The 11890-nt window shown below is 46.8% G+C and carries 9 protein-coding genes and 1 pseudogene; 6 read left to right on the top strand and 4 right to left on the bottom strand.

Annotation, left to right across the window (positions count from 1 at the left end; all coding sequences use genetic code 11):
- Together IE163_RS17750 and sodB are read right to left on the bottom strand one after the other, a co-directional pair.
- Positions 1 to 674: pseudogene (locus IE163_RS17750) on the bottom strand (PrkA family serine protein kinase); the annotation flags it as partial.
- A gap of 232 nt (positions 675 to 906) precedes the next feature.
- Positions 907 to 1491, bottom strand: coding sequence for a superoxide dismutase [Fe] (sodB, locus tag IE163_RS05520; RefSeq protein WP_189431073.1), 585 nt, complete (start codon positions 1489 to 1491; stop codon positions 907 to 909).
- Positions 1492 to 1716: 225 nt separating this feature from the next.
- Here sodB and IE163_RS05515 point away from each other — a divergent pair, with 225 nt between their 5' ends.
- Positions 1717 to 2055: a Grx4 family monothiol glutaredoxin gene (locus tag IE163_RS05515; RefSeq protein ID WP_308430896.1), complete on the top strand. Its 339-nt coding sequence runs from the start codon at positions 1717 to 1719 to the stop codon at positions 2053 to 2055.
- A gap of 106 nt (positions 2056 to 2161) precedes the next feature.
- Here the strand turns inward: IE163_RS05515 and rnt are convergent, their stop codons facing one another.
- The gene (rnt, locus tag IE163_RS05510; RefSeq protein ID WP_189431071.1) at positions 2162 to 2857 is read right to left on the bottom strand and encodes a ribonuclease T; all 696 of its coding nucleotides are present in this window, start codon (positions 2855 to 2857) and stop codon (positions 2162 to 2164) included.
- A gap of 167 nt (positions 2858 to 3024) precedes the next feature.
- Here rnt and IE163_RS05505 point away from each other — a divergent pair, with 167 nt between their 5' ends.
- The gene (locus IE163_RS05505) at positions 3025 to 3906 is read left to right on the top strand and encodes a flagellar protein MotY (RefSeq protein ID WP_189431069.1); all 882 of its coding nucleotides are present in this window, start codon (positions 3025 to 3027) and stop codon (positions 3904 to 3906) included.
- A 37-nt stretch (positions 3907 to 3943) separates the two neighbouring features.
- Here IE163_RS05505 and mnmC read toward each other — a convergent pair whose 3' ends face one another.
- Positions 3944 to 5845 (bottom strand): bifunctional tRNA (5-methylaminomethyl-2-thiouridine)(34)-methyltransferase MnmC2/FAD-dependent 5-carboxymethylaminomethyl-2-thiouridine(34) oxidoreductase MnmC1, encoded by a 1902-nt coding sequence (gene mnmC, locus IE163_RS05500; RefSeq protein WP_189431067.1) that lies wholly within the window; start codon positions 5843 to 5845, stop codon positions 3944 to 3946.
- A gap of 166 nt (positions 5846 to 6011) precedes the next feature.
- Between mnmC and fabB the strand changes: the two genes are divergently transcribed.
- The 4 genes from fabB to IE163_RS05480 all read left to right on the top strand — a co-directional run.
- Positions 6012 to 7226 (top strand): beta-ketoacyl-ACP synthase I, encoded by a 1215-nt coding sequence (gene fabB / locus IE163_RS05495; RefSeq protein ID WP_189431065.1) that lies wholly within the window; start codon positions 6012 to 6014, stop codon positions 7224 to 7226.
- Between the two features lie 115 nt (positions 7227 to 7341).
- Positions 7342 to 8454: a 4-phosphoerythronate dehydrogenase gene (locus tag IE163_RS05490; RefSeq protein WP_189431063.1), complete on the top strand. Its 1113-nt coding sequence runs from the start codon at positions 7342 to 7344 to the stop codon at positions 8452 to 8454.
- 16 nt (positions 8455 to 8470) lie between these two features.
- Positions 8471 to 9490: an aspartate-semialdehyde dehydrogenase gene (locus tag IE163_RS05485; protein ID WP_189431060.1), complete on the top strand. Its 1020-nt coding sequence runs from the start codon at positions 8471 to 8473 to the stop codon at positions 9488 to 9490.
- Between the two features lie 245 nt (positions 9491 to 9735).
- On the top strand, positions 9736 to 11890 hold a 2155-nt coding region (locus tag IE163_RS05480; protein ID WP_189431057.1), incomplete at its 3' end, for a FimV/HubP family polar landmark protein.

Raw genomic sequence — 11890 nt, 5'->3', positions numbered from 1 at the left:
ACCTTGCCGACCAGAGCTGCGATATCCTGATTGTTTTCATCGCCGGGTTCAGTCTTCGCGATAGCTAATTGATCAAGAATAGAGGGGTAGCGTTTTACTACCCGAAACTGGCTAATATCGCCATTAAACTCGTGCAAACGTTTACTAGCCCAGGGCGACATAATGTTTCTTAGATAACGTTTGGGAATGCCATATTCCTGTTGCAGCAAATCACCATCCTCGGCAGCATCGAATAAACTTAATGGATGATCTTGTACCGGTGAGCCTTTCAGATAATAAATAGGTACTTGCTGCATCAGATGTTTTAATTTCTCAGCCAAAGAGGATTTGCCGCCACCGACGGGGCCGAGTAAATATAGAATTTGTTTACGTTCCTCCAGGCCTTGAGCTGAATGCTTTAGATATGACACTATCTGTTCGATAGCATCCTCCATACCATAAAATTCGGAGAAGGCTGGGTAGCGGGCAATCAGACGGTTGGAAAATAAACGACTCAGTTGCGAGTCTTGTGAGGTATCAATCAGTTCTGGCTCACCGATCGCCATTAGCAAGCGTTCGGCAGCACTGCTATAACAGCTTTTATCCTGTTTACAGAGTGCTAAATACTCCTGTATGGTGAGTTCTTCCTCTTTGTTTGCCTCGTAGCGTGCTTTGTAGTGCTCAAATATGCTCATATGCCCTCCAGCTACTCATCTGGGAAAACTGCTTTCAGCTGTTAGTTTAAGGGTAGACATGAAATGCCAGTTTTGCCCGTTACTATCAAAAAATTCTGTAATCAAAATACTTTACGAACAACACTTAAGTTTAGTTCTGTTTGATTTTTGAGCGGGTGAACAGAGGAAGGTTCAAGCTAATAGACAAAAAAATACCCGGCGATAGCCGGGTATCATAGCACTAAAGACTGAGTTACTTAGCAAAGTTCTCTGCTGCAAATTCCCAGTTTACTAGTGCCCAGAAGGCATCCAGGTAAGTTGGGCGGGCATTACGGAAATCGATGTAATAAGCGTGTTCCCACAGATCAACAGTAATAATTGGTGTTACTGTCGCATCTTGAATAGGGGTGCCGGCATTGCTGGTGTTAACAATATCCAGGCTACCGTCTGCTTTTTTCACTAACCAGGTCCAGCTAGAACCAAAGTTATTCACGGCTTTGTCGTTGAAAGCTGCTTTGAAAGCGTCAAAAGAGCCAAATTTCGCCGTGATCGCATCAGCTAAAGCGCCTGTTGGCTGACCACCGCCATTTGGCGATAAGCAATGCCAGTAGAAAGTGTGGTTCCATACTTGCGCAGCGTTGTTAAACACACCGCCTTCGCTATTACGGATAATTTCTTCCAGTGTTTGGCTGGCAAAAGGGGTGCCTTCAATTAAACCATTCAACTTTACCACATAAGTATTGTGGTGCTTGCCGTGGTGAAATTCTAAGGTTTCAGCAGAAATATGTGGGGCTAACGCATCTTTAGCATAAGGTAATGCTGGTAATTCAAAGGCCATTGTTGCTCTCCGTTCACGTTGTTAAAAGTGTCTGCATGGCGTAGACTACAAAACCTGACTAAAATACTCAAGTTTTATTCATCGTTCGCTTGGGCTGCCGTTAACTGGGGCTAACCGCATTTTATAGGTTTACCAGATATTGGGCGCTTTCTGCAAAACTCAAGTGCCAGCGGTTATAATTCAGGGTAAAATAGTGACACTGACATGTTAACCTTTGAGGTCATTATGGAAACATTAGATAAAATTAAACAGCAAATTGCTGAAAACCCTATTCTGTTGTTTATGAAAGGCTCACCAAAGTTCCCGAGTTGTGGTTTTTCAGCTCAGGCTTCTCAAGCTTTAATCGCTTGCGGCGAGCAATTTGCGTTTGTGGACATTTTACAGCACCCAGATATTCGTGCCGAATTGCCAAAATACGCCAACTGGCCAACCTTCCCACAATTGTGGGTTGAAGGTGAGCTCATTGGCGGTTGTGATATTGTGCTGGAAATGTTCCAGCGTGGGGAATTACAGCCTCTGATTAAAGAAGCCGCTGCCCGGCAAAACGTAACTGCGTCTGAGTAAAACGGGCTTTTAACCCTGCTAGATTAGTTTGTATTGACTAAGCTTAAGCCATCCCTCGGTTTTCACCGGGGGACTTTTATATTGGCGTTGGGAGTTAAGGCGTGCCCTAAGCCTGTTCTGTTGTTGACTCACTTTCTTCAGTATCTTCTTGCGGCAAAGCGTTACTCAGTGGCCAGCCACCCATCTCTTGCCAGCGATTCACAATATAACAAAATAGCTCTGCGGTACGTTCTGTGTCGTACAGAGCGCTATGTGCTTCTTTGGCATTGAAAGCAATACCGGCCTGAGCACAGGCTTTAGCCAATACTGTTTGACCTAACGCCAGAGCTGATAGGCTGGTGGTGTCAAAAGAAACAAAAGCATGAAAGGGGGAGCGTTTATAATTTAATCGGTTAATTGCCGCGTTAAAAAAGCCCTGATCAAAGGCGGCGTTATGCGCGACTATCACTGAGCGCTGACAGCCTGCGGCCTTTTGTGCCTTTCTAACCGCTTTACAAATTTCACCAATGGCATCGCGTTCTGCTACTGCGCCACGTAGCGGGTTAAAAGGATCTATACCGTTAAACGCGAGTGAGCTGGCATCGAGGTTTGCGCCCTCAAAAGGATCCACGTGGAAATGTAAGGTTTCGCCTGGTACCAGCCGTCCATTATCATCCATTTGCAACATATTAATGGCGATTTCCAGCAAGGCATCGGTTTTAGGATTAAAGCCAGCCGTTTCTATGTCGATAACTACAGGATAATAGCCGCGAAAGCGGCGCGCGAATAATGAGGTTGTTTCAGCAGGGGATGTGGGTTTCATAGCTTAATCATTTTGCTTAGTTGTGGCTATTATGCCAAAAAATCGCGGCGAGGTCTTGTATCAGGCACAATGCTTGCTTAGTTTTCTAGAAGAATTTTTTTGTAGACATTATTATGCTTAAGCGCTCGTCATCAGTTTCGGTTAAATTAAAGGAGTCACCGCCTTATATGCGTGCTTTTGCCCTATTTATTAGTGTCAGCTTAAGTCTTGTCGCAAGTGGCAGCTTGGCGGCGCCGACACAATGGCGTCAATATTCCGCCACAATAGAGCAATCCCGTTGGCTACTTAGTGAGAATTCTCCGATCCATTGTCAGTTAGAGCATGAAATCCCTAATTTTGGTAAAGCCGTTTTTCGTAGTTCTGCTGGCAAAGCATTAAATATGGATTTTGAATTAGCCATGCTGCGCTTACCTGATAACTATGGCTTAGCTGAAGTGCTGTCGGTACCGCCACATTGGCGTGCCGGTGAGCGAACAAAGTCTGTTGCGAGTATGAAATTATTAAAGCAATTTAACGGTGATTTACCGAAAAAAACGGCTTGGACTTTATTGACAGAGCTAGAGCAAGGTTTTAGCCCTACTTTTTATTATGCTGATTGGCATAGTCCTTATGACAAGGTGGTCGCGGCATTAAATCCTGTACAGTTTCCAACACAATATCAGGCATTTAGTCAGTGTTTATCTGCTTTGTTACCTTATTCCTTTGAAGATATTGCCTTCACGGTGCTGGTTTATGAGAGTGGTGGTGATCAGTTAAGTCGTGAATCTCGCCGGCGTCTTAGTCAAATCGCTGATTATTTGCGTTACGATACAGAAATCGAATCGATAGAGTTACAAGGCTACACAGATAGTTTTGGTGGCCGCTGGATGAATGAACAACTTTCCATCAAACGGGCCGAGAATATCAAAGCGTTTTTCGTCGCTGCTGGTGTGGCCGAAGATCGGATCCAAATAGAGGGTTTTGGTGAACGGCGCCATGTCGCGTCCAATGAAACTTCGCTGGGCCGAGCGGTGAATCGCCGTGTTGTGGTGCAAATGGCTAAGCCTTAATAGCGTTAGCCAATCTTCGATTTTTACCCATTTACATTTAGCGGGCAAAACGCTGGGGCGACAAGTGTTGTAACGTAGTCTCAGCGGCCGGTACTGGCTCGCCTGTCAATTGACACGCCAATATCTCTGCTAAAAGAGGGGCAAAAAGTAAACCTCTGGCCCCCAGACCGGCATGCACCCATAGGGTCGGTTGACTATTATCAACCAAACCAGCCAGGGGTAAATGGTCGGGTACCGTGCCGCGAAAGGCCGCTTTGGCTGAATCAAGTTGGATCTCTGCAGCCAATGGTGTCATCGCTAATTGCTCTGCTAACTGCTGAATATTGGCGTTATCGTCTGCTGCAGAGAGATAAGCTTCTTGTGCATTTCGATCAAAAGTTGCACCGATACAATGTAGCCCTTGCCAAGCAGGGGTAAGATAGCCTTTGTGACATATCACGGTTTTAAGTGGCGTTAAGGTTGCTGCGTGCACATGGCTAACCTGGCCACGCACTCTGTTGAGTGGCAAGTGTGCCATAGCTGCTAATTGGGTTAAGTCTGCACCTGTTGCTACCAGTAATCGTTGAGCTGTAAGTTGATGTTGCGGTGTTTGCAATTGCCAACCTGTATCACTCGCTTGCATGTCAACTATTGGGCAATCAAAAACCGCGGTAAATAATGGCTGAGTTGTTAAAAAGTGAAACAACGCCTGACAAAAGGCTTGTGGTGCTATCCAACCGGCATCCGGTATAAAAATACCGCTGTGTTGTAGTGGTATGCCCGCCAACGCAGACGCTTCGTCGGCCGCCACAAAACGCACTAGCGACGTCGGCCAGCTTTGGTGTTCAGCCATTTTTCTCTGGCGCTCTGTTAGCTGTGGCGTGGTTGCCAGATGTAACAGACCACAAAATTGCATTGGAAATGTTATGCCGGTTTGCAGACAATCCTGATAGAACTGTCGGGCATAATGAAATGCCTGGCAGTGCCATAAGCCTGCCGCACTTGGGCTTACCGGCAGATTTGGATAAAGTGCACCTTGACGATTGTGAGAGGCACCCTGCGCGACCTCAGCATCAGCACATAACAGCGCCACTTTTACGCCCCGGCGCACCAAGGCATAAGCCGAGCACAAAGCTGCCAGGCCGCCACCAATAATGGTTACGTCGTCTTTAGCGGGTAGCTGTGATTCGCGGTGTAGCGCAACCTTAGCCGCAATGGGTTCAGAAGCGGTATCTGCAGCGATTGTCGCGGTTAGCATTTCCCGCTTCCGGCCAAAGCCCTTTACTTTTTTAATGTTAAATCCCGCTGCGGTTAATCCCTGCTTTACCAGACCAGCACAAGTAAAGGTCGCGAGCGTCGTATTGGCATTACTGAGCCGAAATAGTTGTTCAAATAAGCCTGTTTGCCACATATCAGGATTTTTTGCTGGCGCAAAACCATCCAGAAAGATGGCATCTACCTGATTTTGCACGGGTAGTTGCGGCAACAGCGTATTGACATCACCTTGCCACAAATCGAGGATAACCTGACCATGATCAAATACTAGCCGATGACAGCCTGCTACTGGTGGCGGATAGGCCTGCAGTAACTGCTCGCATTGTGCTTGAAGTAAAGTATGGCAAGCCAGGGCCTGTTGTAAGTCGGCCAGGCTTAATGGATACTTTTCAAAACTGCTGAAATAAAGGCGCTGGCAAGCAGCGGCAGGATATTGTGCCCTAAAAGATCGAAAGCGCTGCCAGCACAGTAAAAAATTCGCGCCGGTGCCAAAACCGGTTTCTAAGATATGGAAAAAAGCCTGCGGGTGCCGCGGCCAACGCGAGGGGAGGCTGTTTTGCTGTAAAAATACATAATCGGTTTCGGCCAACCCGCCGTCATTTGAAAAATAGATATCATCAAAGTCGGTCGCAACAGGTGTGCCTTGCGGGTTAAAGTGAATGCGGGCGTTAGATAGAGACTGCATGCTAGGGCCTGGATAGAAAATTCGGCTTGTAGTTTACCTCAGGCTGAAGCAAAATTAAAAACAGAGTACAACTGTTCGCTGAAAGCAGACCAGTTTTTCGCTTAAAAGCCGTAGAATAGCACACAAATTTTAAAATTAGCCTGAATAGAAAGGTTGGGGAGTAAGCATGAAAAGAGCCGTAATCACCGGTTTTGGCATTGTATCCAGTATTGGTAACAATAAATCAGAAGTATTAGCTGCGTTAAAAGCCGGTAAATCAGGCATTACCCGCGCAGAGGAATTTGCCGAGCTGGGGTTACGCTCTCAGGTTTGGGGTGATATTAAACTCAATCCAAGCGAACATATTGATCGCAAAGCGATGCGTTTTATGGGGGAGGCGGCAGCGTATTCCTATATTGCTATGCAAGAAGCCATGCAAGATGCGGGATTGAGCGAGGAGCAAATCTCACATCCCCGCGTTGGTTTGGTGGTCGGTTCGGGGGGCGCTTCGTCTAAAACTCAGGTTGAAGCTGCCGATATTCTGCGTGAAAAAGGGGTAAAGCGGGTTGGTCCTTATGCAGTTCCGAAAACGATGTCCAGCACCTGTTCAGCCTGTTTAGCGACTCCGTTTAAAATTAAAGGCGTTAATTATTCAATTAGCTCTGCTTGTGCCACCAGTGCGCACTGTATCGGACATGCGATGGAACTGATCCAGCTTGGCAAGCAAGATATTGTTTTTGCGGGTGGTGGCGAAGAAGTACATTGGACCCTAGCGATGGAATTTGATGCCATGGGCGCACTTTCATCCCGTTATAACGACACACCAGAGATGGCCTCGCGCACTTATGACGCCAATCGTGATGGTTTTGTGATTAGCGGCGGTGGCGGTATTGTGGTTGTTGAAGAGTTGGAACATGCGCTGGCGCGTGGAGCCACTATTTATGCTGAGATTGTGGGCTATGGTGCAACCTCAGATGGTTATGATATGGTTGCGCCTAGCGGTGAAGGCGCAGTGCGCTGTATGCAAATGGCGATGCAAGGAATATCTGCGCCAATCGATTATGTAAATACCCATGGTACCAGTACTCCAGTAGGTGATGTAAAAGAGCTTGGTGCTATTCAGGAAGTGTTTGCCGGTAAAACGCCTGCTATTAGCGCGACCAAAGCAATGACCGGTCATGCACTGGGCGCTGCTGGTGTGCATGAAGCTATTTACTCTCTGCTGATGATGCAGCATAACTTTATTGCTCCCTCTATTAATATTGGTGAGTTAGACGAGGCGGCGAAAGGACTGAACATCGTGACAGAAGCGCGTGATGCCGTGCTTAATACGGTGATGTCAAATAGCTTTGGCTTTGGCGGTACCAATGCGACGCTGGTGATGCAACGTTATAGCAAGTAAGTTTATCGGTTACTTTAAAAGGCGCTTTTGATAAGCGCCTTTTTGCTATCTGAGCTATTAATTTTGCTACACTAGGTGCCTTAACCTAATCAAGATGGTCCAATTAGAGTGCGCAATGAAAATTTTTGCTGATGAAAATATGCCGCTGGTGCGGGAGTTTTTTGCCGATGTCGGCGAGGTTACGCTGTTTAATGGCCGCACAGCAACTGCCAGTGAACTGGCTGAAGCTGATATTCTGCTAGTGCGCTCGGTTACCCAGGTGGATGAACCATTACTGGCTAAAAATACCCGCTTACGCTTTGTGGGCACGGCAACCATTGGCATGGATCATATCGATCTGGCCTACCTGGGCAAGCGTAATATTGCCTTCAGCTCCGCCCCTGGCTGTAACGCACAATCGGTGGTGGAATATGTGCTTAGTAGTTTATGGTGTCTGGCGGAGCGTTATCAATGGCAGCTTAGCAACAAAACCGTGGGCATTGTTGGCGTAGGCAGTATCGGTAGCCGTTTAGCCGCGGCGTTGACGGCAATGCAAATACCGGTGTTGCTTTGCGATCCATTGCGCGCAGAGCAACAGAGCGACTTTGTACATACCGATTTTACCAGCCTTTGCCAGCAAGCCGATATTATTAGCTTTCATACGCCGCTGGTTAAAGCGGGGTCTTATCCGACCAAGCATTTGTTAAATAGTGAGTGTTTAGCTCGCTTAAAACCCAGCTGCGCCGTTATTAATGCCTCGCGCGGTGCGGTGATTGATAATGCCGCCTTGTTAGCCGCACAGCAAATACAGCGTCGGCCTTTGGTGCTGGATGTGTGGGAGCAAGAGCCAGATATTTTGTTGCCGTTGCTGCCTTATTGCGATATTGCGACAGCGCATATCGCTGGCCATAGTGTAGAAGGTAAAGCCAGAGGCACAGAAATGCTCTATCAGCGCTGTTGCCAACTTCTGGGGATCGCACCCACTGTGACGCTTAGCCAACTATTGCCGGTGCCAGCAGTGGAAAAACTGCAAATATCTGCAAATTTTGGGCTTCCAGATGTCCAAAGTGTCGCAAGAATGTTATATGATGTGCAACGTGATGATGCCTTATTCCGCCATCACATTGAAGGTAAGGGGTTTGACTGGCTTAGAAAGTCATATCCGGCACGGCGTGAATTTAGCGCGCTACAGCTTGTCGGTCAGGCCACCCCGGCCTGGCTTGGCCAATTGGGCTTTAATAGTCAGTAATAAGAGGATGCATCGCATGGCGTCGCAATACAATGTCGCAATTTTAGGCGCGACCGGCTTGGTAGGCCAACACTTGATTGAAATTCTGGAACAACGTGATTTCCCGGTTGCTCAGCTGTTTCCGCTGGCTAGCAGTCGCTCTGCCGGCGGCTCCATTACCTTTAAGGGCAAAAAAATCACTGTGCTGGATGCGGAAACCTTCGATTGGAGCCAGGCCCAAATTGGCTTGTTTTCAGCCGGTGGCAGCATTTCTGCTATTTATGCGCCAAAAGCAGCAGAAGCCGGTTGTGTAGTGATCGACAATACCTCACATTTTCGCTACGAAGCCGACATTCCTTTGGTGGTACCGGAAGTGAATGCGGCCGCCATTGCGGATTATCGTAACCGGAATATTATTGCCAACCCAAACTGCTCAACGATTCAAATGCTAGTGGCGTTAAAGCCGATTCATGATGCAGTAGGCATTAGCCGGATTAACGTTGCTACTTATCAGTCGGTGAGCGGCGCAGGCCAATCTGCGGTTGAAGCATTAGCAAAAGAAACGGCGCAGTTACTCAATGGCCAGCCGTTAGATGAGCAAGGTCAGTTCGCCCGGCAAATTGCGTTTAACGTGATCCCGCAAATTGATGTGTTTATGGATAACGGCTACACCAAAGAAGAAATGAAAATGCATTGGGAAACTCAGAAAATTCTGGGTGATGATAGCATCTCCGTTAATGCCACTGCAGTACGGGTACCCGTATTCTTTGGGCATGCCGAAGCGGTACATATTGAAACCCGGATGCCGATTACCGTAGAACAGGTTAAAGCGTTATTAGCTGAAGCGCCTGGCGTGGTGTTGCTTGAAAATAATGCTGACTTCCCAACACAGGTTTGTAGTGCAACGGGTAAAGATGAGGTTTATGTTGGCCGGGTGCGGCAAGATCTTTCCCATGAGAATGGCATTAATCTTTGGGTGGTGGCAGACAATATTCGTAAAGGCGCGGCAACGAACAGTATCCAGATTGCTGAGCATTTGATCCGCGATTATTTGTAAGTTTGTTACGATAAAAAAGCGCCTTCGGGCGCTTTTTTGCATTTTCGCTCATGAGAATCTGGATTTGGGTATTAACCGGAGATAATGGATCTTGAAAACGGCTAATTTCAGCTAATGCTAGCCAGCCAACGGGTTCTGCATTATATTTGACTGAAACGCTATCGCAACAGTGGAACACTGTTTGCATGACGTTGTCTAATAGTTTGGCTTTTATGTGAGTCTGGGTGCTCGGCTAAGGAAACCTGATGCCTGTTCTACTAGTGTTACTACTGCTTATTGTCAATTTTTCGTCGCTGGTAATGGCAGATACTGTGCCGACGCAAATCCGTGGCCCAAAAAATGCCGATAGCGCCTTGTTACAAAAACAATTTGGCCCACTTACAGCCAGTGACACGCTATGGCGTATTGCCGAGCAAGTTAAACCCAGCAATACCGTAACCACCTATCAGGTAATGTACGCGTTGTTTGTGAAAAACCCGCAAGCCTTTAACGATGCCAACTTTAATCATCTACAGCCAGGCGCTGTGCTATTGCTGCCTGATTTACGTGAGATCCGCAATGTTGATCCCGAAGTTGCTAAACGCAAAGCTGAAACAGATGACGCGCTTTGGGCACAAAAAATTGCCCGCGACGCTGCGGCTCGCGCTAGAAGTAGAGAACAAGCAACCAGGCCTAATCCAGTACAACAACAAACCGCTGCTGAGCTTAATGCCCTTAAAGATCAATATCAGGACTCGATGCAGTTGATTGAAGGTATTGCCCGTGAGAATGAGAATTTACGGGGGTCTTTAGGTCGGGTTGAACAAGAGCTTGAAGGACTTAAAGCACAGTTAGCTGAGGATAGTGTTTTACAACAACAACTTAATCAATTGTTACAGCAACAGCAGCAAATTTTGCGTGAGCAACAAGCGGCTAAAGAAGCTGAAGAGGCCGCTCGATTAGCCGAAGCCGAAAAGAATAACTTGTCAAAGTTGCTAAACAACCCGTTGGCTTGGATATTAGCGGCGTCAGTTCCCGCGATCTTGTTATTACTTGGGGCAGTGTTTTGGATCAAGCGTCGTGGTCGTAAAACAGAGGAGGCGGTAGCTGCTGCCGTTAAAGAACCAACAGCCGTCAGTGGCTATCAATCACCCTTGCCGCCGCTTGACCCTAGTCAGGATTTTGACGATAGCTTATTTGATATTGACGACTCCCTACTTGGCGATCCTTTTAGCGCTGGGGATAAAACAGCTTCGACCAATACTGATGATACCTTTCTTGATGACGAACTACCTGACTTTAGTGACGATATTATCTTAGACGATATAGATGATGAAGATCCATTACAAACCGACATTTTGGACAGCGGTAATGCCGACGAGCTAGATATTACGTTGGATGGAGACTTTGATGACGAGCAAAACGCTGGGGACGACCTTGCTATCGATTCTGCGTCAGAAACAAATTTTGATGCAAATAATATTCTGTCTGATATGGATTTATCTGCCTTATTAATGGCAGAAGATGAAGTTGCCGAAGTTATTGATTTGGCAGATCCTGAAGAAACAGAAACCGATGATTTACTGGAGCAAGAAAGTATCGACCAGCCGGTTAGCTTGGAGCAGTTGGCACCGGAAGCCATTTCCTTAACCGATCAAGATGATATTGATAGCTTACTCGAGGAAATTGAGCTAGAGCTACCGCTTGATGAGGCTGACACTGAACAATCGATAGACGACATTTTAGCACAGCATGGCGCGGCTGAAGTTGGCGAAGAGCAAGCCAGTACTGTAATGAAAGACGATATGCTGGCAACACTAAATCAAGCGGATGAGCAGAGTGAATCTTCGGCACTTGATGTTGCCGATATTAATGAAATGCTCTCAGAGCAAGAAGAGATAACGATCTCTGAGGAACACTTCGATAGTTCTGATCTTGATGAATTTGCAGAGCAGCTTGCTGCAGAAGTAGACGATGCTGAGGAAAACGCTTCGTTAACTGAAGATGAGCTACAACTAAGTGCTGAGATGGATGATATTTTAGAGCAAGCAGCAGTGCAGCAGATTACACCATCTGAAGAAGATGCATTGGGCGCTCAAATTGATGAAGAGAATCTTGCTAACGAAGATAGTTCTGATGAAATCTTGCAGCATACTGATAGCACTTTAAGAGCAGAGGCATTGGATGATGTTCCATCTGACGAAAATACAGACAACACGCCACTGGATGAAACCGAATTACAGCTTGACCTGGCAATTGCAGAAGATGCTTCGGTGTCTCGCCCAACTGAAGCAGCATTAGCGGTAGAAAACCCCAGTAAAGTGCTCGATAGTTATCCTGAGCTCGCGTTGCATGAGTTTGAACAAGAAGATGATGGAGAGTTTAATTTATCATTTGAGCAAATCACTCAGTTAACACAAG

The organism is Alishewanella longhuensis (genome assembly GCF_014653435.1).
In the GTDB taxonomy this organism is placed as follows: Bacteria; Pseudomonadota; Gammaproteobacteria; order Enterobacterales; family Alteromonadaceae; genus Alishewanella; species Alishewanella longhuensis.
The sequence above is the reverse complement of the archived record's forward strand: the minus strand, read 5'-3'. Positions and strand labels throughout refer to the sequence as shown.